At 39.0% G+C, this 21,814-nt stretch carries 20 protein-coding genes; 15 read left to right on the top strand and 5 right to left on the bottom strand.

Going from position 1 to position 21,814, the window contains the following annotated elements:
* The first annotated feature begins 101 nt into the window (after positions 1 to 101).
* Positions 102 to 1,160: an A/G-specific adenine glycosylase gene (mutY, locus tag BMZ31_RS12185; protein ID WP_090832426.1), complete on the top strand. Its 1,059-nt coding sequence runs from the start codon at positions 102 to 104 to the stop codon at positions 1,158 to 1,160.
* A gap of 39 nt (positions 1,161 to 1,199) precedes the next feature.
* Here the strand turns inward: mutY and BMZ31_RS12180 are convergent, their stop codons facing one another.
* Positions 1,200 to 1,424, bottom strand: coding sequence for a hypothetical protein (locus BMZ31_RS12180; RefSeq protein WP_090832047.1), 225 nt, complete (start codon positions 1,422 to 1,424; stop codon positions 1,200 to 1,202).
* Between the two features lie 113 nt (positions 1,425 to 1,537).
* On the opposite strand from BMZ31_RS12180, the gene fabL reads away from it, so the two are divergent.
* From fabL to BMZ31_RS12155, 5 genes are all read left to right on the top strand, one after another.
* Positions 1,538 to 2,287: an enoyl-[acyl-carrier-protein] reductase FabL gene (gene fabL / locus BMZ31_RS12175; protein ID WP_090832046.1), complete on the top strand. Its 750-nt coding sequence runs from the start codon at positions 1,538 to 1,540 to the stop codon at positions 2,285 to 2,287.
* 451 nt (positions 2,288 to 2,738) lie between these two features.
* Positions 2,739 to 2,960 (top strand): gamma-type small acid-soluble spore protein, encoded by a 222-nt coding sequence (locus tag BMZ31_RS12170; protein WP_090832045.1) that lies wholly within the window; start codon positions 2,739 to 2,741, stop codon positions 2,958 to 2,960.
* A 206-nt stretch (positions 2,961 to 3,166) separates the two neighbouring features.
* On the top strand, positions 3,167 to 3,424 hold the full coding sequence (locus tag BMZ31_RS12165) for a YgaB family protein (RefSeq protein ID WP_090832044.1): 258 nt from the start codon (positions 3,167 to 3,169) through the stop codon (positions 3,422 to 3,424).
* A gap of 212 nt (positions 3,425 to 3,636) precedes the next feature.
* Entirely contained in the window at positions 3,637 to 4,167 is a 531-nt protein-coding gene (locus tag BMZ31_RS12160; protein ID WP_090832043.1) for a nucleoside tri-diphosphate phosphatase, read from the top strand.
* Positions 4,168 to 4,460: 293 nt separating this feature from the next.
* Positions 4,461 to 6,230 carry an ABC transporter ATP-binding protein gene (locus BMZ31_RS12155; protein ID WP_090832042.1) on the top strand — a complete coding sequence of 590 codons (1,770 nt, stop codon included), beginning with the start codon at positions 4,461 to 4,463 and terminating at the stop codon, positions 6,228 to 6,230.
* Positions 6,231 to 6,262: 32 nt separating this feature from the next.
* Here the strand turns inward: BMZ31_RS12155 and BMZ31_RS12150 are convergent, their stop codons facing one another.
* From BMZ31_RS12150 to BMZ31_RS12140, 3 genes are all read right to left on the bottom strand, one after another.
* Positions 6,263 to 7,342: an FUSC family protein gene (locus tag BMZ31_RS12150; protein WP_090832041.1), complete on the bottom strand. Its 1,080-nt coding sequence runs from the start codon at positions 7,340 to 7,342 to the stop codon at positions 6,263 to 6,265.
* Positions 7,343 to 7,948: 606 nt separating this feature from the next.
* On the bottom strand, positions 7,949 to 12,424 hold the full coding sequence (locus BMZ31_RS12145) for a glutamate synthase-related protein (RefSeq protein WP_090832040.1): 4,476 nt from the start codon (positions 12,422 to 12,424) through the stop codon (positions 7,949 to 7,951).
* Between the two features lie 302 nt (positions 12,425 to 12,726).
* Positions 12,727 to 14,013, bottom strand: a complete 1,287-nt coding sequence (locus tag BMZ31_RS12140) for a glutamate-1-semialdehyde 2,1-aminomutase (RefSeq protein WP_090832039.1) — start codon at positions 14,011 to 14,013, stop codon at positions 12,727 to 12,729.
* A gap of 214 nt (positions 14,014 to 14,227) precedes the next feature.
* Between BMZ31_RS12140 and BMZ31_RS12135 the strand changes: the two genes are divergently transcribed.
* The 8 genes from BMZ31_RS12135 (at position 14,228) to perR (ending at position 20,118) form a co-directional block, all read left to right on the top strand.
* Positions 14,228 to 15,235 carry an ABC transporter ATP-binding protein gene (locus tag BMZ31_RS12135; RefSeq protein ID WP_090832038.1) on the top strand — a complete coding sequence of 336 codons (1,008 nt, stop codon included), beginning with the start codon at positions 14,228 to 14,230 and terminating at the stop codon, positions 15,233 to 15,235.
* Between the two features lie 19 nt (positions 15,236 to 15,254).
* Complete coding sequence (locus BMZ31_RS12130; RefSeq protein WP_090832037.1) at positions 15,255 to 16,046, top strand: ABC transporter permease; 792 nt, start codon at positions 15,255 to 15,257, stop codon at positions 16,044 to 16,046.
* 1 nt (position 16,047) lies between these two features.
* Entirely contained in the window at positions 16,048 to 16,833 is a 786-nt protein-coding gene (locus tag BMZ31_RS12125) for an ABC transporter permease (RefSeq protein ID WP_090832036.1), read from the top strand.
* A gap of 193 nt (positions 16,834 to 17,026) precedes the next feature.
* Positions 17,027 to 17,317, top strand: coding sequence for a potassium channel family protein (locus BMZ31_RS12120; RefSeq protein ID WP_368086647.1), 291 nt, complete (start codon positions 17,027 to 17,029; stop codon positions 17,315 to 17,317).
* A gap of 15 nt (positions 17,318 to 17,332) precedes the next feature.
* Positions 17,333 to 17,803, top strand: coding sequence for a thioredoxin-dependent thiol peroxidase (gene bcp, locus BMZ31_RS12115; protein WP_090832034.1), 471 nt, complete (start codon positions 17,333 to 17,335; stop codon positions 17,801 to 17,803).
* A gap of 257 nt (positions 17,804 to 18,060) precedes the next feature.
* The gene (locus tag BMZ31_RS12110) at positions 18,061 to 19,011 is read left to right on the top strand and encodes a D-2-hydroxyacid dehydrogenase (protein ID WP_090832033.1); all 951 of its coding nucleotides are present in this window, start codon (positions 18,061 to 18,063) and stop codon (positions 19,009 to 19,011) included.
* Positions 19,012 to 19,013: 2 nt separating this feature from the next.
* Complete coding sequence (locus BMZ31_RS12105; protein ID WP_090832032.1) at positions 19,014 to 19,562, top strand: cob(I)yrinic acid a,c-diamide adenosyltransferase; 549 nt, start codon at positions 19,014 to 19,016, stop codon at positions 19,560 to 19,562.
* Between the two features lie 118 nt (positions 19,563 to 19,680).
* Complete coding sequence (gene perR / locus BMZ31_RS12100) at positions 19,681 to 20,118, top strand: peroxide-responsive transcriptional repressor PerR (RefSeq protein ID WP_175478115.1); 438 nt, start codon at positions 19,681 to 19,683, stop codon at positions 20,116 to 20,118.
* 78 nt (positions 20,119 to 20,196) lie between these two features.
* On the opposite strand, the gene BMZ31_RS12095 is transcribed toward perR, so the two are convergent.
* Positions 20,197 to 20,544 (bottom strand): YgzB family protein, encoded by a 348-nt coding sequence (locus BMZ31_RS12095; protein ID WP_090832030.1) that lies wholly within the window; start codon positions 20,542 to 20,544, stop codon positions 20,197 to 20,199.
* Positions 20,545 to 20,713: 169 nt separating this feature from the next.
* Here BMZ31_RS12095 and BMZ31_RS12090 point away from each other — a divergent pair, with 169 nt between their 5' ends.
* On the top strand, positions 20,714 to 21,589 hold the full coding sequence (locus BMZ31_RS12090) for a nucleotidyltransferase-like protein (protein ID WP_090832029.1): 876 nt from the start codon (positions 20,714 to 20,716) through the stop codon (positions 21,587 to 21,589).
* The last annotated feature ends 225 nt before the right edge of the window (positions 21,590 to 21,814 follow it).

Genomic DNA, 21,814 nt, shown 5'->3' with positions numbered 1-21,814 from the left:
CCTTTCAAAAGGGCGTTACTATTATATTCCCAACTTTGAGCATTGTTTAACACCTTGGAGGATGAAAATTGACAATAAATCATTTGGAAAATTTAGAGAAGATGGATATTAAAGCCTATCAAGAAGATTTAATTTCTTGGTTTACTGAGGAACAACGTGATTTACCCTGGAGAAAAGATCGAGATCCTTATAAAGTATGGGTATCAGAAATCATGTTGCAGCAAACAAGAGTTGATACGGTCATCCCATATTTTAATCGCTTCGTTGAGCAATTTCCGACTGTAGCCGATTTGGCAATTGCGGATGAAGATAAGGTACTAAAAGCATGGGAAGGACTAGGTTATTATTCTCGTGTAAGAAATCTTCAATCTGCTGTCCGTGAAGTGAATGAAAAGTATCAAGGAAAAGTCCCAAATACCCCAAAAGGAATCTCATCTCTAAAGGGAGTAGGTCCTTATACGGCAGGTGCAATTTTGAGTATTGCATACGGTATTCCTGAACCTGCAGTAGATGGCAATGTTATGAGGGTACTATCACGAATCCTTTCAATATGGGAGGATATAGCCAAGCCTTCTACGCGCAAAATCTTTGAAGAAGCTGTAAGAAAGCTAATTTCTCATGAAAATCCATCTTATTTTAATCAAGCTTTAATGGAACTTGGGGCACTAATTTGCACACCTACTTCACCATCATGCTTGTTGTGTCCTGTTCGTGAGCATTGCCAGGCCTTTCATGATGGAAACCAAAATGAATTGCCTGTGAAAACAAAAAAGTCAAAGCAGCGCGATGTACAATTGGTAGCCGCAATATTGATGGATGCAGAGGGAAGAATATTAATTCACAAACGGCCTAGTGAAGGGCTTCTTGCAAACCTATGGGAGTTTCCTAACTTGGAAATCCATCTTCCAATCGAACCGGATAAAGTTCAACTTATGAAATTTATGGAAGATACTTATCAAATAATGATTGAGCCACAAGAAATGATTGGGCAAATTGAGCATGTTTTTACCCATCTAAAATGGAATATCCGTGTTTACACCGGGAAAATTTTATCAACCGTAGAAGAGAGCAGTAACTTAAAGTTGGTGGCGCAAGATGAAATAGAACATTTTGCATTCCCCGTATCGCATCAAAAAATGAGGAAGCTTGCATTCACATAAACAGGAACGCCTTTTGCGCTCCTGTTTTTTATCGGGAAATTAATCATAACTAATCCTAGTACCATGTGTGTAATCGGCTTCATGGCGTTGCAAGCCGCCTCGTTGTTCAATTTCCTTAATGATTTCGGTGTGAATAGATTGACCTTCACTATTTAGGTAAGGAGTCATTTGTTGTAAAGAATGATGAAAAAATGAGAGTTCGCTGTCTTTCCAATCTGATTTTGATATCATCGATAATTCCGTCATGTCGCGTCCGACGTACATTAAAATTCCACCTTTCGTATGATTGCTAAACGTTATTGTTCGATTGTTAATTGTTTTCTATTCATTTTGAAGTTAAAATGAAATCAAAATTCAGACAGGGAAGGAAAGTATATATGACACAAAAAATTGCACTCGTTACAGGAAGCAGTAGAGGGATTGGAAAAGCCACGGCTATTCGTCTGGCACAACAAGGTTATGATATCGTCGTTAACTATGCGAGAAGCAAATCATCTGCACTTGATACTGTAAAAGAAATTGAAGCGCTTGGCAGAAAAGCATTTTTGGTAAAAGCAAACGTTGGTGACGTTGATAAGATCAAAGATATGTTTGAGCAAATCAAAAATGAATTTGGCAGACTTGATGTATTTGTAAATAATGCAGCGTCAGGTGTACTAAGACCAGTTATGGAATTAGAGGAGTCACATTGGGATTGGACAATGAATATTAACAGCAAAGCATTATTGTTTTGTGCCCAAGAAGCAGCTAAATTGATGGAACAAAATGGTGGCGGGAAGATCGTAAGTATCAGTTCACTTGGGTCCATCCGTTATTTAGAAAATTACACAACAGTTGGAGTGTCCAAAGCAGCGGTTGAAGCACTAACTCGTTATCTTGCAGTGGAGTTGGCATCGAAAAATATCGTTGTCAATGCAGTGTCAGGTGGTGCGGTTGATACTGATGCATTAAAGCACTTTCCAAATCGAGAGGAATTGCTTGAGGGAGCAAGACAAAAAACTCCTGCAGGAAGAATGGTTGAAATAGAAGATATCGTTAACAGTGTTATGTTCTTACTTACAGATGAAGCAAGCATGATCCGAGGACAGACAATTATTGTAGACGGTGGAATTTCCCTTTTAGTATAAGGCTCTTTTCGTAAACTTTGTTGTTATTGGAATATGAAAAAGTCGGCTGTAGGGCTTTTCTATACTGAAACCAGTAGGACTTTAGCGTGTAGAATTTCATATTGAGGAAGAGTACGAAATATGTATCCATACGTGTTGTTGCCTTTTTCGCTATATAAGAAAGTTTAAGAATTTTACGGAGACTACTGTCTAGCTTCAGCGCCCAGCCCCTCGGGGTTGTTTCCTAAAGCCCAAACAACCTTGGTCATAAGCCAAATCGCTCCAGAAATAGGATTTCCTACGCGCTTCGTCTTATGCCTGTCGGGGCTGAACAGGGCGCTTGCGCTTTTCTTATAAAAGCTACAATCTATGCGAAATCAGCTTAGTAGAAAAATATTCACTTTAAATTATCTTTTTTTCCGAATATCTCCCCCCTTGCTCGGTTAAATTAATGAGCGTGGAGGTGATATCAATGGCAAATTTCAATCAACAACCAAACAAAAGTGCAGCTGGAACTAGCATCCAGCATGTAAAGCAACAAAATGCTCAAGCAGGTCAAGCTGCTGGACAAGGTCAATTCGGCACTGAGTTCGCTAGCGAAACTAACGCTGCTGAAGTGAGACAACAAAATGCTCAATCCCAAGCTAACAAAGCTAAAGCTTCTGGTAGCTACGGACAAAATCAACAAAGCTAATTGAAAAGAAGGTACTCTTTCATAACGAGAGAGTGCCTTCTTTGTGTTTTTTGGATGAAATGCATAAAGATGCTTTCGACAAAACCTCTTAGGTGTCTACAGAAGTAGTCAAAGGTAAATGGGCATTTCTAAAGAATATGTACATAGAAGATACGGAAGCTCCTTAATAATGTAATTTCAACAAATATATAGGGCGGTGATGGAGAATGAATAACTTTAACCGTTTAGTTTCGGAACAGATGAAGACAATGGAGAAGTTACTATTTTTGCAAGCGGAACTTGAGCGTTGCAAAGAAATTGAAGAAGAGTTGATCAGTTTACAAAATGAAACTGAGCTGGAAGGCTTGCAATATGAAATTGTAAGAATGAAAACAGAATTACGTGAAATTCAACAAATTTTTGAAAATCAGACAGAAGAGGTCATTCGCTCTTATCGTGATATCAATGCGACAACAGTGAACTAAGAAGAGAGAAATTTAACTAAAATAACAAAAAAATATGAAATTTTGTAAAGAGTCATTGATTTTCAATGGCTCTTTTGTTTTAAAATCTCGGTGCAACCGTTATAATAATAGAAAATAGGAAAAGTACTTTGTTGCCTTTTGTCGTTTTTAGATGATTTTTATTGGTATAGATAGGTTGCAAAGCGTTTGGAGAATGAAAGTAGGGGAGATTCATGGGCGTACCCATAGAAGGAGAGCCAGTACAAATACACAGTTATAAACATAATGGGCACATCCATCGCGTCTGGGAAGAAACGACTGTACTAAAAGGAACGCAAAATCTTGTTATCGGTGGAAATGATCGTACCATTGTTACCGAATCCGATGGACGAACTTGGATTACCAGGGAACCGGCTATTTGTTATTTTCATTCACAGCACTGGTTTAATGTTATAGGAATGATACGTGAAGATGGTGTATATTACTATTGCAATCTCAGTTCTCCGTTTATCTTCGATGGAGAAGCGCTGAAATACATTGATTACGATCTTGATATCAAAGTATTTCCTGATATGACATTCAATCTATTGGATGAAGATGAGTATGAAAGGCACCGTCGGGAGATGAAATATCCAGAAGCCATTGATCACATTCTTAAGCGCAACGTGGAAACCCTCATTCAATGGATTCGTCAACGTAAAGGACCTTTTTCCGCGGATTTCATTGATATTTGGTATGAACGTTATCTTACATACAGACGCTAAGATTCGAGGAACAATTTGCCCGAATGGCTGCCTGTTGATTTCCGATCAACAGGTTTTTGTTTGTTTTAAACACCTCTCGAAGAATGGTTTTCACATTTGAGTAGGCATGTCGCATATGCTTTTCTATTGTCTAGCTTCAGGCACCATCGGCTCGAGGTTGTTTCCTAAAGCCGAAACAACCTTGGTCATAAGCCAATGGCTTCGGAAGGTAAAGGACGCCTTCTGCCAGCGATTGGCTTATGCTGGTCGCCGATAAGCAGGCGCCTTACGCTTTTCTATAAAGGAGGATTATTTTGGGTAGTATCCGCAGGTATTTGCAATTTGTGAAGCCTTATCGATTGCAGATAATAGGAACCATCATTATAGGGATTATAAAATTCGCAATACCGCTTATCATCCCGATGCTCATTAAATATGTTATTGATGACATCATTGGCAATGACGCTTTATCGAAACAGGTTCGGACGGAGAAGCTTTTCACTGTTATGGCGATTATGATTGTCATCTTTGTGATCCTACGGCCTCCAATTGAATATTATCGTCAATATTTTGCGCAATGGACATCAAGTAAAATTTTATACGATATCAGGGACAAGTTATATACTCACATACAGAAACTTAGTTTTAAATACTACGCGAATACAAGAACTGGAGAAGTCATTTCACGTGTTATTAATGATGTAGAGCAAACTAAGACATTTGTGATGACTGGGTTAATGAACCTATGGCTGGATATTGCAACAATCTTTATTGCCATTGGCATCATGTCGACCATGAATCTTAAACTTACGATCACTTCGCTCGTTCTGTTTCCATTTTACGCGATCTCAGTCCGATATTTTTTCGGAAACTTACGAAAGCTTACAAGGGTAAGATCACAAGCTCTAGCAGAGGTGCAAAGTTATTTGCATGAACGCGTTCAGGGGATGTCGGTAATCAAGAGTTTTGCAATTGAAGATTATGAACAAAAACAGTTTGATAAGCAGAATAAGAACTTTCTGGTCAAGGCGCTCGAGCATACAAGTTGGAATGCAAAAGCATTTGCAGTCGTAAATACAATCACCGATATTGCACCATTATTGGTCATTGGTTATTCAGGATATCTGGTTATTCAGCAAAACCTTTCACTCGGCACAATGATTGCTTTCATAGCTTATATTGACAGGCTATATAATCCGTTAAGAAGGCTTGTGAATTCATCGACGACATTGACACAGTCACTAGCTTCAATGGATCGTGTCTTTGAATTCTTAGATGAAAAGTACGATATTCTAGATGGACCAAATGCAATACATTGTGAAAATGTTAAAGGTGATATTTCATTCGAAAAAGTTAGTTTTGCTTATGCTGAAAATGAGGACTTAGTATTAAAAAAGATTGATTTGCATGTGAAAAAGGGTGAGACCATCGCGTTTGTAGGGATGAGCGGTGGCGGTAAGTCGTCACTTGTCAGTTTAATTCCGCGTTTCTACGATGTGTCGGAAGGTACCATTTTGCTTGATGGAACAGATATCCGTTCTTTTCAAGTACAAACGCTCAGGGATCAAATCGGAGTGGTCTTTCAAGATAATATCTTGTTTAGTGAATCTGTTAAGTCTAATATCCTTATTGGGAAGCCAGAGGCTACGGATGAAGAGGTCATTGCAGCTGCCAAAGCAGCAAATGCCCATGATTTTATTATGAATCTGCCAGAAGGATATGAAACAAAGGTGGGAGAGCGAGGCGTGAAACTTTCGGGCGGTCAAAAGCAAAGGGTGGCTATTGCACGCGTCTTCTTAAAAAATCCGCCAATCTTAATCTTGGATGAAGCAACTTCCGCACTGGATCTTGAAAGTGAACAATCGATTCAGGAATCACTAGAGGAACTTGCTAAAGAAAGAACTACATTTGTCGTCGCACATCGACTTTCGACTATCACTCATGCTGACAGAATCGTACTAATTGAACACGGTCAAATTGAGGAAGTGGGTAAGCATGAAGAACTGATGGCACTAAAAGGACATTATTATAAGTTGTTTCAAGTCCAACAGCTTGAACAACCTAAGGATACGGATACACAGTAAAAGCAGCTGAATGATTCAGCTGCTTTTTACGTTTATTCGTTCATTTCTTCAATTTTAAGCTCATTTTCATCCTGATGATACGATTGGAAACTTGTTATTAACGTTTCTAAATGTTCCACTTGTTCGCCATAATCTAGGATTGCTGAAACAATTTGCATGGAGTGGTATAGCTTACTATCGTCTTTATTCGCCATATCCGTACTCTGAGCAAGAAAAAGGGAGAATAGATCCTTTTTATTAAGACATACAGTAGGATCATCATTTGGGTCAGGCTGACGTAACTTTCCGATAAAACGCAGCATTAATTCCTCATGATGGTAGATAAGACAATCGAGTTGTTCTTGAATGGATTGTTGAAAATGCTCTGGCATTTGCTGTAACTCGTTTTCAAAGCGATGAAGCCTTTTTAATGTTTCAAGTCCCTTTTTTGTTACAGAAACCATTTGCCTGAAGACAACGAGCTTTCTTGATTTAACTAAATCGTTTTTCTTAAAATAGTTCCGTTCTTCTTGATACATAATGTAAAGTTGTTCAATATTAAGCAGGTTTGTTCGAAGTCTTTCGATATCTTGTTTTAATAAGGTATGTTCTGCGGAATGTCGAGTGCTTAATCTAATCCATTTTATTAATTCTTCAACTGTGTTGGAGATTTTGAAGTATAGCTTGTTTTCGTATTTTGGAGGCAGGAATACAAGGTTCACTATAAACGCTGAAAATACACCAAGCATGATGGTGGAAAAACGAATGAACGCAAATTCGATAAAGTTTTCACCGGTATTTTCCATGATAGCAATCAAGGTTACGAGTGATAACGCTATCGTATTGTCAATTTTCAGCTTAAGATTGATGATTATCACGATAATCGCAGCTAAGCCTACAATGATAATGTTATTTCCAAGGATTAATACAAAAATAATTGCTACTAATGCACCAACCAAATTTCCTTGTAGTTGTTCCATGATGGAAAGGAAAGAGCGGTAAATAGTCGGTTGAACAGCGAATATCGCTGCAATTCCAGCGAATAAGGGAGCTGGAGAATCTACAATTTGAGCTAAAAATAAGGACAAAATAATTGCAATTCCCGTTTTTAGGATGCGGGCGCCTAACTTCATTCTAAGAAAATCCTCTCATTTTTAAAGATTAGTTATACTATAAACCACTTTATTCATTATTAAACAATAATGTACTATACATGGCTTCTGATTGAATATCAAGAGATAATTGGTATTAGGTAAAAAGGGACTGAGTGTAGGATATAAAAGGAAAGTATTTTGATGGAAATAAGTAGCTGTTAAACGTGTCTGTTGATTTCCACTCTAGGATGCTCGCTTTCCGCGTTACGAATTATGAAAAAGCCCTAATGCCGGCTTTTTCATGGACAAATTCGTCTTGGGCGTGCGGTAAGCCTCCTCGGCGCACGTCGCCTGTGGGGTCTCACCTGTCCCGCTAATCCCGCAGGACATTGTTTTTCTTCCTCGAATGGAACCCACGCACGAAGAAAAGGCGGTAGCAAAAGGAAAGCTTCTAGGAATTCACATCGCACGAAATGATGCGATAGCATCATGAGGATTTTCGAGGAGTCTCGCACCTTCCGCTCCAATCAACTGCATTATCAATGGCTTGCTATCACAAACCTAACTTTCAAAAACAACAATACTTTAGAAAAGAACTAAAATAAAGAAAGGAGCTAGCTTCAATAGCTTGCTCCCATCTTACTGTTATTCCGTAGATACTGCAGGGTCTGCCTGTTCTTTGGCAGGAAGAACCATAAGAAAGTTTTGTACTGGATTTTTTAAAAGGTTCTTCAAATTTTCTGCTTCTTCCTTTTGTTCATTTTCTTCAAGTAGGTTAATATATTTTCCCAGAAGTTCGCTAACATCACTTACACCGTTTTGATTAAGTGGTGAGATAGAAACTTTAGCACCTTTAGCGATACGTCTCTTAATAGCAGATTCTGTCAGACCCATTTCTGGTTGATGACGTAAATAAATGACGCCGCCTGTCATACCAGCACAGATCCATGGTCCAGGATCGCCTAACACAAGCCCTCTGCCATTTGTCATATATTCAAAAGCGAATCCTTTAATATTGGCATTCGTGCCAATATTGCCAGCTTCGTTTTCAGGAAGAGGCTTTGTCATTTGTCCGCCAATAATCATATCTGCTCCAGAAAGACGGATACCGGCACGCGCATCGGCATTGCCTTGGGCAATTAATAGGCCTTTTTGTGCGCCATAACCGAAACCTTTTCCAACAGACCCGTTATAAAAACGTCCGTCTTTTCCCTTGGATTTAAGAATTTGGATACTTCCACCAAAAGCAGCCTTACCGATGCCGTCCTGTGCACCACCATTAACCGTAATTGTAAGTCCCTCACTGTTATAAGCACCAAGGCCGTTTCCAGGAATGGAACCATCCTTATACTTCAGATGAACAGGGGCTAGTTGACGATACGACCCATCCAGACGACCGCGGACTCTATGGCATGAAACACGACTACCAAGGACTCTTTGCTCTGAAGTAACGCTTGTAAATTCACGGGAGGAATGTAAATGCTCAACTGCTGCATCCAGGTATTCTGCTCCTGCAGCAACCTGAAGTTGAGTCTCCAACAGATTAGTTGTCATTTCTTCATGTTGATGAGTAAATTGACTTATTTCGAGCGGCTTCAATAAGGTTGAAAGATCCAACCGCTCCTGTCCATCCAACTGTTCCAGTAAATCAGATCTTCCTACTGCATCTTGCAAATTCCTTATCCCCGCAGAAGCAGCCAATTCTTTTAATTCATTCCCAAAAGCGGTATATAAATTCATGATACCTTGAACAGCTAAATCAAATTGACGAGGAACAAATCTTCTTAAACCATGTTCCTTTGCTTGGGCTTCGGAGTCAATTTGTGTGGCAATACCAACATGACATGTATCAAGGTGACAGCCTCTGCATGTTGTACAGCCAATAGCCAGCATGGATAATGTACCGAAGCCAACGCGGTTGGCACCAAGTAACATAACCTTTAAGACATCTTGTGCACTCTTAATGCCGCCGTCTGCCCATAGTTCAACTTGATGTCGCATGCCACATTCAAGCAATGCGTTGTGAGCAGCTTTTACTCCGATTTCTACCGGTAAACCCACATGCTGGAGGGCGTGGATTCTTGCAGCTCCGGTACCTCCATCAAAGCCACTCAGGGTGATGATATCTGCACCAGCTTTCGCAATTCCTACTGCGATGGTTCCGATGTTAGGAACAACAGGAACCTTAACTGCGACCTTAGCCTTGTCATTCGCTGTTTTTAACTCATGTATCATTTGTGCCAAGTCTTCGATTGAGTAGATGTCATGATTATTAGAAGGTGAAATCAAGTCTGATCCAATCGTGGCATTTCTTGCTTCTGCAATCTTTGCCGTAACCTTTGAGCCAGGAAGATGTCCACCTTCACCAGGCTTCGCGCCTTGCCCGATTTTGATCTCAAGTAAATTAGAAGAGTTTAATAGTTCGGCATTTACCCCAAAACGTCCAGAAGCTACTTGTTGTCCACGTGTCCGTGGATATTTACCAAGCATATCCTTAATTTCGCCACCTTCACCATTCATACTAATCATGTTAAGGCGATCTGCACCTTCCGCATATGCTCGGAACGCGATTTCATTTTGTGATCCAAATGACATAGAAGCAATCACAAATGGCAAACTGTGTTCACCAACACTTATATCAACTTCGCCAGAAGATAGAGGCTGGTTGCTTTTCTTTATACTAGTTAAGTGGCGGATCGTAGTTGGGTGCTCGACTTCTTGTTCCGTGATTTTTTCACCATACGCTTTGTAATCACCGGAAGATGCCACTTCACCGATTGATTTCCAAATACGAGGGAAGAGATTAAAGGATTTCCCAATGCGCTCTTGTTCATTTTGGTAATCTGCAGCACGCTGAATGGCATCTTTCTCCATAGCTTCAAAATCGTAAGAAAGGGTAGATGCTCCAAAGAAATTCACAATGTTTAACTCTTTGGATATCTCCTCATTCAAGCCAATGGATGAGAAAAGTCTGCCATAGCCACGCAATTCGTGAATGCCAATTGTCGAAATAACCTTTTCGATACCTTTAGTAAGTGCTTGATATAGATTGACTAATGGTTGCAGTGACTGATCATTTACAGTCGTAAACATGTAATAAGGACTAACCAAGTCTGCTCCAAGTCCGATTGTAACGATAATATCATGTAGTGAGCGCATAGCAGCAGAGCGGATTAGAATAGAACACTCTCTGCGCAACTGAGCCTTTACAAGGGCTTGATGCACGGCTGATGTGACAAGCAAGGGGTCAATCCAATATTCATCATTTTGATGTGACATTGCATCATTCAAAACGAGGAGTGACTTTCCTTCTTCTACAGCAGCTACCGCATCTTCAGAAATCCTTGTTAGTGCGGATGAAAGTTTTTCTGATGTCGTAAAAGTTGCTGAGAGATAGGCTGAAAGTTTCTTAGATTGAAAGAATTCAACAGTTTGATCAAAGCTAGGCTGCTTTAGTTGCCCAGAAAGCTCGAATCCTGTTCTTCCTTCAATAAGAATTGGGGTAAGCAACTCTAAAGTAGCCTCCGTCTTTTCCTTCTTAAATAAAGAAGGCCTTGCTCCTACAATAACTCTTGTTGAAAAATGCTCCATTTCACGGTCACGATCGATTGCTGGGTTTGTTACGACTGCAACACTTTCTTTTATAAAATCAGCAAGGTTTTTTCTATCAGGGTTTAAGGCGGCGAGTGGTGAATCGTGTCCGAGTGATCGGATTGGTTCCGCTCCTTTTGCGGCCATTTGTTCTACTAGTTGAACATGGTCACGCTCCCAACCGAAAGCCTTATATTGGCCGTTATGAACCTTTTCGGGATAGTTCATTGTCACCGTCTTTTCAAAGGTCGGAGTGCTTAATCGAGTTCTTGCATTCTCGAAGTCTACCCGTTTTGCGAAACGATTGAACACTTCCTGCTGAAAGCCTTCGTATTCAAAAACTTCCAAACGATTCCCTTTCCATTTCACCCCTACTTTTTCACCAGGTGCCAAAGGTTTCGGATCATTCACATACTCACTAGAAGGTATGATGCCAGGTTCAGAAGAGAAGAGGTAAGAGCTTTCAGTTTCTAACATCCAAACAGGACGTAGGCCTAACGAATCTACACTAAATACCGCTTCATCATCGAATCTAGAAATGATGCCGGCTGGACCTTGAGCAAAGTGTCCCCATGCTTCTCTCATATAGGTGTACATATCTTGTAAATTTGGAGAATATGATTTTATTTCATTAATAATAGGTGGAAATAACAAATCTACAGCTTCAAATAATGAATAGCCTTCTCGACAGATGAGGGTTTCCATCGTTCTGCTTAAGTCTTGAGAATCGCTTCCATCTTTCACAAGTGGAACACCAATCATTTTTGCTTCGTCACGTAATTTTGCAATTGTATTGATTTCTCCATTATGTCCTAACACACTGAAAGGCTGGACGCGGAAGAAGCTGGATAATGTATTTGTTGAATATCGATTGTGCCCGAGAGTCATCGTTGAAGCAACTAATGGGTCAGCTAAGTCCGTATAGAATTTTGGCAGAATATCACCAGCTCCCATTACTTTATAAACCGCGTGGTATTGGCTTAATGAAGCAACATGGACAAAATCATCTTTTTCGAATTCAACAATTGTTTGGAATAATGTACTCGATAAATTTTTTACAGAGATATTTGGTAAGCATGCAAATTGCCAGAATATTGGGTTTTCTTGAACCGCAATTGGACCTAATGCCGAAGAATTCGTCACTTCTTCGGATTCAAAAATAAGAGTGAGTCCCCGTTCTTTTAATATTTGAATCAACTTACTATGAAGAGTTGCCCAATCTGATTTTCTACTGACAAAAACATGACCGACAACAAAATCTTCTTGATCAGGGAGGGAAGGGTTAAGTCCGGCATCCGCTAATTTAGATTTCCATAGCTGCCGTGGGATATCGATATGAATACCCACTCCATCACCTTCACCGTTGATAAATCCTGCACGATGATTCATTTTGACAAGGGCATCAATACAACTGTAAATGTTTGCTCGAGTCGGAACTTTTGTTTTCTCTATACAGGAAACGATGCCACATGCATCGTGTTCGTTTCTGAAGAAATCTTTAAAAAGAGAAGGACTCCAATTTTCCATTATTGAACGACTTTTGTAGACGATTCTACAAAGTCATTTCACCTCCTATGAAGAATTAGCTTAATTGTGAAAAGTAGTGGTATACAGTGGATTAACGTATTACAGGGGTACATAAATAAAGTGAAAAATGAAAATAATATTTTTATATTATCATAGGAATATTCAGAAATCAATTTTTTATACAGTATGTTGGATGGTTGTAATTGGATATTGTCTAAAACAAGCCTTCTTGTAAACGGTTTCATAAAGTTAGGGGGAATAAAAAAAGGAGATTTGTTAATCTCCTTTTTGCATAAATATTCAATTTATAAGTTTGAAAATGCGTTTCTTACTGCTGAAAGTGTGGCTTCGATATCCTCTTCTGTATGGGCGATTGTTAAAAACCACGCTTCATATTTCGAAGGAGCAAGATTAATTCCTTGGTGAAGCATCAATTTAAAGAACTTCGCAAAAACCTGACCGTTTGTGTTTTCTGCTTGCTCATAGTTTTCGATTTTTTCATCTGTAAAATAGATAGTAAGTGCGCCTTTAAGTCTGTTAATGGTAATCGGAACATTGTACTCTTTTGCGGCTTCAAGAATACCTTCTTCAAGAATGGCGCCAAGGCGATCAAGGTGTTCATAAACGCCTTTCTGCTGCAATACTTCAAGACAGGCAATGCCCGAAAGAATGGAAGCGGGATTTCCGGCCATGGTTCCGGCTTGATAAGCAGGGCCCAGTGGTGCGACTTTTTCCATAATTTCTTGTCGTCCGCCATAAGCGCCAATTGGTAGACCGCCGCCGATGATTTTTCCTAGAACAGTGAGATCGGGTTTTACTCCAAGCAAATCTTGTGCACCACCGTACATGAAACGGAAAGCAGTTATCACTTCATCATAGATCACCAGGGCACCAGCCGCATGTGTAATGTCGTTTACTTCTTGCAAGAACCCAGGTTTCGGTTCTACAATTCCGAAGTTCCCAACGATTGGTTCCACAAGAACTGCAGCAATTTGATCTCCCCATTTTTGAATTGCTTCCTTAAATGGTTCGATATCATTGAATGGTACCGTGATGACTTCTTGTGCAATGCTCTTAGGCACACCCGCAGAGTCTGGAGTACCAAGTGTTGATGGACCGGAACCAGCGGCTACAAGCACAAGGTCAGAGTGACCATGGTAACAGCCAGCAAACTTGATGATTTTATCCCGTCCTGTGTAAGCTCTTGCTACACGAATCGTCGTCATAACTGCTTCGGTTCCTGAATTAACAAAGCGGACTTTATCCATTGAAGGAATCGCTTCTCGAAGCATTTTGGCAAATTTGACTTCATGAGGAGTTGGAGTTCCGTATAGTACTCCGCTTTCTGCTGCTTTTTTGATGGCTTCTGTAATATGTGGGTGTGCGTGTCCTGTAATGATAGGGCCATATGCAGCCAAGTAATCAATGTATTGATTACCGTCAACGTCCCAGAAATATGCTCCTTGTGCTCGCTCCATTACAACGGGTGCGCCACCGCCAACTGCTTTGTAAGAACGAGATGGGCTGTTAACTCCACCAACAATATGTTCCAGTGCTTCGCTATGTAATCTTTCTGAATTTGTAAATTGCATGCTGCTCCTCCTTGTTTAGCCCATGTTTCTCTCTTTCCAAAAGAAACGGGCTTGTACTCTTCTAATTTATCCACCTGATTATTCTAGCATGTTTTTTCTAGCTTTAATCGTAAAAAGAATATGATTTTATGAACATGTGCAGGATAGTTGTTTTGTCATAGGACATTGGATAAACTAATTCTTCGAGGGAAAGTTCAGGAGGAGACTAAAACCAATGGAAAATATGATAGAAGTAAAGGGTTTGCGTAAAGAATTTAAATCCTATTCAAGCAGGGCAGGATTAAAAGGTGCATTTAGGGATTTATTTACCCGTAATTACAAAATTGTTCCTGCTGTAAATGATATTAGTTTTTCGATTAAGCAAGGAGAAATGGTCGGGTATATCGGAGAGAACGGTGCGGGTAAATCAACGACGATAAAAATGCTAACAGGGATTCTAACACCAACAAGTGGGAACATCATGGTAAATGGGATGGTTCCATTTAAAGAACGTGAAAAATTCGTGCAAACAATTGGTGTTGTTTTTGGACAGCGGTCTCAGCTTTGGTGGGATATTGCAGTTCAGGAGTCATTTAGGCTTCTGAAAAAAGTATATAAAGTGTCGGATGCCCAATATAACGAGCATATGGATCACGTTATTCGTACGCTGGATTTAGAACCATTATTGGATAAACCGGTAAGGAAATTATCGCTGGGTCAAAGAATGAGATGTGAATTAGCCGCAGCTCTCATTCATAATCCTCCATTGTTATTCTTGGATGAACCCACAATTGGGTTGGATGTTCTTGTGAAATTAAAAATCCGTGAGTTTTTGAAGGAAATCAATGAAAAGTACAATACAACGATTTTATTGACGACCCATGATTTATCGGACATTGAAGCACTTTGCGAGCGTGTCGTGATGCTTGATGAGGGAAAAATCATTTATGATGGCGAATTAAGAAGCCTGAAAGAAACATGGGGAGAAGGAAAAGAACTTCAATTTCAATTTTTAGAAAAAGTAGAATTGGATACTTTACAAGCGGTAACGAGTGGACTTCCTGTAAAATGGGAATGTGAAGAAAAGAGCCAGGTCTTTACAGCCGTTACAGATGATCTTGATGAAGTCATTTCACAAGTCATGGCAAAAGTAGCTTCCGCATTTAAGATTAAAGATGTCAAAATCAATGAGACTTCAACAGAAGAAATCATTAGAAATATATATGAAAAAGGAACTGTGTAAGAGAAGGGAGTGAAGAGGATTGGATAAATACTTAGAGATGATCCGCATCAGATTTCTGATGATGCTCGCGTACCGGACGAATTACTACACAGGAATCCTAATTTATAGTATCAACATCGGTGCTTATTATTTCTTGTGGACGGCCATTTATGGAGGGAAACCGGAGATTCAAGGATTGTCGGTTTTGCAGATGACGACGTATGTAGCGGTCGCATGGATGGCACGAGCTTTTTATTTTAACAATATCGACCGAGAAATGGCGCAAGAAATAATGGAAGGTAAAGTAGCGGTTGAATTGATTCGTCCCTATAGTTACTTAGGAATGAAAACGATGCAGGGATTAGGAGAGGGTATATTTAGGTTGCTTTTCTTTTCGGTCCCAGGAATGTTCATCGTGTCTCTTATTTTTCCGCTTCAATTTACTTGGGACTTAACGATTTGGGGAATGTTTGCTATTTCCATAACATTAAGCTTTCTTATTAATACTCAAATTAACTTGTTAACCGGAATTACCACTTTCTTCTTATATAATAATAGTGGACTTATCAGGGCCAAACGCGTGGTAATTGATCTCTTCTCGGGACTACTACTGCCAATGAGCTTTTTCCCGTTGTGGGCGCAAGAGGTTATGAAGTACTTGCCTTTCCAAGGGATTAGTTATATACCAAGCATGATATTCACAAACGGCTTCTCTCATGCAGAAGCAGTGAATGCATTGATTACCCAGGTGGTGTGGGTAGCTATTCTGATTTTCCCGATTCAAATCCTATGGCATTTAGCTAAAAAACAGCTCATTGTGCAGGGAGGTTAATATGTTTTATCTTTCTATGCTTTTTCAATATGTATCTCAATATATAAAAACCAGGCTCGAATATCGTGCTAACCTTTTTGTGGAGATCTTCTCCGATCTTTTGTTTCAAGCAGTCAATTTGGTTTTCATCGTAGTGGTCTTTGGTCATACAAATCTCCTCAGCGGCTGGACAAGAGATGAAATTATCTTTATTTATGGTTTCTTTATGGTTCCGTTTGCGGTATTCGGTTCATTCTTTAATATCTGGGACTTTAACGAAAGGTATATCGTGAAAGGTGAGTTAGACCGTATCTTGACCCGCCCCATCCACAGTCTATTTCAAGTGATTTTGGAACGTATGGAACTTGAATCCCTATTTGGTGCCCTTACAGGGATTGCGGTCATGGTTTATGCAGGAATCAACTTAAAGCTAACGCTAAGTTGGTACGATCCATTTCTTTTCATTGTTTTGGTATTGGGTGGTGCACTCGTCTATGCAGGAGTTTTCATCATGTTAGCATGTATCAGTTTCTGGGCTGATGCTAAAACTTCCATTATGCCAATGATGTATAATATCGGGAACTATGGGCGTTATCCAGTGGATATCTATAATAAAATCATCAAATTCGTTCTGACTTGGATCCTTCCATTTGCATTTGTTGGGGTTTACCCTGCAGCCTATTTTCTTGAAAAAGAAGAATGGTATTTTTATGCTTTTATGACACCTGTGATGGGAATCTTATTCTTCGGAATGTCTATCTTCGTTTGGAATCAAGGGGTGAAAAAGTATCGCGGAGCCGGAAATTAGATACTAGAAATTGTGTTTGATATGAAAGCTGACAAGCCTGCATACACATAAACTAACCAGTTATTTGGAGGCGGGTTAGTTGGGGCTATATCTCTTTTTCATATTTGTAACTATCATTATCATTATGAGTTTGCGTTCGCTTTTTCTTCCTCACAAAATAAAGGGAAAGGCAGTTTCCTTTGAAAATTTTCTGATGTTGGGTTGTATCTATGCAAACGTAATGATTGGTTTTGGGCTTTTCTATTTATTGCTTGAATTGAACGGTATGACTGTTTTGCTAGATACAGGGGAGAGGCTTAGTGGTCATTTTTATCATAAATTTGAGGCTAGCTTCTATTTTAGTGCAATGACTTTGTTTTCTGTTGGGTATGGGGATGTCGTTCCGATAGGAATTGGTAGAATGATTGCTATCGTGGAAGCCTTGATAGGTTACACGATTCCTGCGGCTTTTGTTGCAAGAGCAGTTAGAGACTTAGAACATTAATGAAGGAAAAGGAGAATGACAATGATAAATGTAGGGGAATCTGCTCCTGATTTTGAACTTTTGGCAAATAACGAAAAAACGGTAAAGCTCTCTGATTTTCATGGTAAAAATGTTGTTCTATATTTTTATCCGAAAGATATGACGCCAGGATGTACGACTCAAGCATGTGATTTTCGTGACCGTTTTGAAGACTTTTCCAGTGCAGATACAGTTGTGTTAGGTGTAAGTCCGGACCCTATTAGCCGCCATCAAAAGTTTGTGGATACACATGGATTGCCATTTCTGTTATTGGTGGATGAAAATCATGAAGTCGCAGAGAAATATGGCGTCTGGACCCTCAAAAAGAATTTCGGTAAAGAATATATGGGAATTGAAAGATCAACATTTGTCATTGGTAAAGAAGGTAAGATTGTGAAGGAATGGAGAAAGGTAAAAGTGAAAGGACATGTAGACGAGGCACTCGAGTTCATCAAAACAAACCTTTAGACAGCCTATTTTTATATAACAAGGCTTTTGTCCATGCAATTAAACAAGTTTTGAATATCATTAAATTAGGGCATACCTCCTCAGAAAAACTTTACGAGTCGGAAACGGCTCGTCTTTTTTTTGTTTATTTTTCTGGCTCAAGAGGATTTTATTCAATGTAGATTCAAACTTGGGTTGAATTTCTAAGATTGTTAATTTTTAAAAATCTTAATCTAATGATAAAATTAATCTAACCAAGATATTTAGAGGTGATAGATGTGGAAATAGTCTCATCAATTTATCCTGCAGAAGAACTTCAAGAGGATATTAAAAACCAATTTCCAAATGTGAATTTTAAATTTTATAAAGGCATGAAGGAAGCGCGCGAATCCTTTTATAGAGCGGAAGTTTTTGTTACATATGGTGAGGATTTAGTTGAAGAGGATATAAATAATGCTGAAAATCTGAAATGGATTATGATCATGTCTGCAGGGATGGATAAAATGCCATTCAAAGCTTGTGCTGATAGAGGAATCTTAATTACAAACGTTAGGGGGATTCATAAGATTCCTATGGCTGAGTTTACGCTAAGTCAGATGCTAACGTATGTTAAACAAACGAATGCCCTTTTGGAAAACGAGCGTCAAGAAGTATGGGATAGGAAGATTCCAATGGGGGAATTGGCAGAAAAAACGCTTCTTGTTTTAGGTATCGGTGCCATAGGGGGAGAGATTGCAAGGCTGGCGAAAGCGTTCAGGATGAATGTCATAGGGATAAATCGTCATGGTCATCCACATGAATATGCTGATCAGACCTTTAAAATAGATCAAATGAAAAAGCATCTCGATAAGGCTGATTTTATTGTGTCAGTTCTTCCGAGCACGAAAGAAACGCAATACTTATTAAATGAAGAACATTTTAAGTTAATGAAAGAATCTGCTGTTTTTATCAATATCGGCAGAGGGAATTTAATAAAGGATGAGATTTTGTTAAAAGTAATGGAGAATCGAGAAATTGCCCATGCATATCTTGATGTCTTTGAACGGGAACCGCTTCCGCAGGGACACCCATTCTGGAGGATGGATCAAGTAACGGTAACACCACACTTATCAAGTATTACAAAAAAATATATGCCGCGTTCTTTTGAAATTTTTAAACATAACCTTCATACATATATGAATAAGAGCGAAGATTTCATTAATCCAATCGATCCAACCAGGGGGTACTAGTAATGAAAATTTATACGAAAACAGGAGACAAAGGAAAAACCTCACTTATCTACGGTGTTCGAGTTGATAAAAATGACGTCAGAGTCGAGGCCTATGGAACATGTGATGAAGCAAATTCCATGATTGGATTGGCGCTCAGTTATTTGGCTTCAGAGCCCTTTGAAGGTAAAGAAAAATTAACCGAAGTATATCATCGTATCCAGACGAACCTTTTCCATGTAGGAGCAGAACTGGCAACACCACAAGGGAAAGAAGTGAAATGGACTTTACAGTCTGGGGATGTCACAAGTCTCGAAGAGCAAATCGACGAGTGGGATGCATCATTGCAAACATTAACTAATTTCATTCTTCCGGGAGGTCATCCTGCAGGAAGTGCTTTTCATGTTGCTAGAACGGTTGTTAGAAGAGCGGAGAGGATTGCTGTTTCACTAGGAGAGGATGTAAATCCACTGGTACTTGCCTATTTGAATAGGTTATCAGATTTGTTATTTGTAACAGCTCGTTATGTGAATCAACAATTGGGAGTTAAAGAACTAACATTGCATACTTAGAGGAAAAGAAGGAACGCTCATTGATTAGGTTGTTATATTGACAAAAGTAGTAAATGATTAGTAAACTGTTTATAAACATTATAAAGTAAGAATCTTTTCAGGAAAGAGGTGCATGGCGGTGTCTTATCCACAGTTAAAAGAAGCGTTAGAAACGCTGAAAGAAACGGGCGTAAGAATCACTCCGCAGCGTCATGCGATACTCGAATATTTAATAAGCTCAATGTCACACCCTACGGCCGATGATATTTATAAGGCGTTGGAAGGGAAATTCCCAAACATGAGTGTGGCGACAGTTTATAACAATCTAAGGGTATTTCGTGAGGTTGGCCTTGTAAAGGAGTTAACCTATGGAGATGCTTCGAGCCGGTTTGACTACGTAACTACAGAGCATTATCACGTCATATGCGATCAATGTGGAAAAATCGTTGATTTTCATTATCCGGGACTCAATGAAGTGGAACATCTTGCTTCACATGTCACAGGATTTAAAGTAAGTCATCATAGAATGGAGATTTACGGAACCTGTCCCGATTGTGCAAATTCAGATATTCATTAAAATAGTCGGTATCTTCATTGATATCGGCTTTTTTGTATAAAAAAAACAAGGCAGTCTCCATATTGGGAGATTGCCTTGTTATTTTGATTTCTTATTATATGTTTCGTTAAACTCTTTACCCTCTAGGGTAGGATCTAAGGTTAATGGCTCATTGCAATACATGCACATATCAACTCGGCCTAGCATTTTGGTGTGCCTTTCACAGTTTGGACAGACGACCTGTACAGATTTAGTGGAGAGCATACCTATCCAAAAATAAACCACTGTACTTGCGATGATAAAAAGTAGTCCCAAGATCATGAAAATCGTCATGATTAAAGGGGATGATCTAAAAAATATTCCGCCATACATGACAATGAAGCCGATGAAGATTAAACTTAAAGCAAATGTTCTTATTTTATTTATCTTATTAGAGTATTTCGCCATTACTTTCCCTCCTGCCAAGAAAACTATATCATATTTCCTTCTATAAAGTGAATCATACACTATGAAGTTGTTAGCTTGAATGACAATGTCGAATTTTGTCCGCTGATTAAGAAGGATTTTTTTAGCAGGTGTCGAAAGTATAGGCTATCAATAAAATGGAGGAATGATGATGGAAGATATCCTTCGTCCCATTTATCAAGAAAGAGCAAGTCAATCCAACACTCTCGGAGTATTGATGATAGAAAGAACAATTGGTTCCGATGCTGTGACAGATTCTTTTGATGCTATCCTGCTAATCATCGTTAAAGATGGGGAAGCACCGTTATTTATTAAACACTATAGTTATCAGGGTAAAAAAGCAGCGATGCATATTGTAACGGAGCGTCAGTTGAAAGAATGGATTCTCCTTGGAACAAACCGTAAGATTTTTGAATGGTTATATAATGGGAAAATCCTGTTTGACCGAAATGAATATATAGGACAACTGAAGACAGAACTACGTGATTTTCCGTTTTATGGTCGAAAGCTTAAAATGGGTGTGGAGTTTGCTAAGCTTATCAGACGCTACATGGATGGCAAAGCATTGTTTGAGAAGAAACATTATTTAGATGCGTACAATCATATTGTTCATTCCCTTCACCATCTTGCTAGATTGGCTGTTATTGAAAATGGATTCCATCCTGAGGTGACGGTTTGGCATCAAGTTAAACAAATTGAACCAGAAATCTTTAAGTTATATGAAGAACTTGTAAATAGTGAAGAAACTCTTGAGAAACGATTGGAATTATTATTTTTGGCAAGCGAGTTTATGATCAACTCTAGGACGTATATTGGTGCAACTCATTTACTTGAAGTTCTTGAAGGTAAAGAGTATTGGAGTTTCAATGATATGCTTATTGAAAAAGAATTGATCCCTTATTCCGTAGATTTAGGTGTCCTTATAGAGTTCTTGGTAGAGAAGAATCTCATTGATGTGCATAACGTAGAGACCAAAGGAACGGGCGTATATCACCGTCATTATAAGGTCTCTGAAAAATTATCTTAAAAAAATATTAAATAGGGTTGACCTTTGCTAAATAACTTGGTATATTTATATCCGTCGCTGCGATACAAACACAACAGAGTGTTGAAATCGTAGGTGACGGATTTGAAAAAAGATGTTGACACTGATTAACATCATATGTTATATTAATAAAGTCGCTTCTGAAGGAAACGACGGAATGATAACAAATTGTTCCTTGAAAACTAAACAAACAAAAATGTCAACAAA

The organism is Bacillus sp. cl95, assembly GCF_900115925.1.
Lineage (GTDB): Bacteria > Bacillota > Bacilli > Bacillales > Cytobacillaceae > Neobacillus_A.
The sequence above is the reverse complement of the archived record's forward strand: the minus strand, read 5'-3'. Positions and strand labels throughout refer to the sequence as shown.

What these genes read in the sequence shown, in the direction of transcription:
- fabL (WP_090832046.1), top strand. Translation starts at nt 1,538, where the DNA reads ATGACACAAAAAATTGCACTCGTTACAGGAAGCAGTAGAGGGATTGGA.
- BMZ31_RS12105 (WP_090832032.1), top strand. Translation starts at nt 19,014, where the DNA reads ATGAAAATTTATACGAAAACAGGAGACAAAGGAAAAACCTCACTTATC.
- BMZ31_RS12165 (WP_090832044.1), top strand. Translation starts at nt 3,167, where the DNA reads ATGAATAACTTTAACCGTTTAGTTTCGGAACAGATGAAGACAATGGAG.
- BMZ31_RS12150 (WP_090832041.1), bottom strand. Translation starts at nt 7,342, where the DNA reads ATGAAGTTAGGCGCCCGCATCCTAAAAACGGGAATTGCAATTATTTTG.
- BMZ31_RS12135 (WP_090832038.1), top strand. Translation starts at nt 14,228, where the DNA reads ATGGAAAATATGATAGAAGTAAAGGGTTTGCGTAAAGAATTTAAATCC.
- BMZ31_RS12180 (WP_090832047.1), bottom strand. Translation starts at nt 1,424, where the DNA reads ATGTACGTCGGACGCGACATGACGGAATTATCGATGATATCAAAATCA.
- mutY (WP_090832426.1), top strand. Translation starts at nt 102, where the DNA reads ATGGATATTAAAGCCTATCAAGAAGATTTAATTTCTTGGTTTACTGAG.
- BMZ31_RS12095 (WP_090832030.1), bottom strand. Translation starts at nt 20,544, where the DNA reads ATGGCGAAATACTCTAATAAGATAAATAAAATAAGAACATTTGCTTTA.
- BMZ31_RS12125 (WP_090832036.1), top strand. Translation starts at nt 16,048, where the DNA reads ATGTTTTATCTTTCTATGCTTTTTCAATATGTATCTCAATATATAAAA.
- BMZ31_RS12120 (WP_368086647.1), top strand. Translation starts at nt 17,027, where the DNA reads ATGTTGGGTTGTATCTATGCAAACGTAATGATTGGTTTTGGGCTTTTC.
- BMZ31_RS12170 (WP_090832045.1), top strand. Translation starts at nt 2,739, where the DNA reads ATGGCAAATTTCAATCAACAACCAAACAAAAGTGCAGCTGGAACTAGC.
- bcp (WP_090832034.1), top strand. Translation starts at nt 17,333, where the DNA reads ATGACAATGATAAATGTAGGGGAATCTGCTCCTGATTTTGAACTTTTG.
- BMZ31_RS12140 (WP_090832039.1), bottom strand. Translation starts at nt 14,013, where the DNA reads ATGCAATTTACAAATTCAGAAAGATTACATAGCGAAGCACTGGAACAT.
- BMZ31_RS12090 (WP_090832029.1), top strand. Translation starts at nt 20,714, where the DNA reads ATGGAAGATATCCTTCGTCCCATTTATCAAGAAAGAGCAAGTCAATCC.
- BMZ31_RS12160 (WP_090832043.1), top strand. Translation starts at nt 3,637, where the DNA reads ATGGGCGTACCCATAGAAGGAGAGCCAGTACAAATACACAGTTATAAA.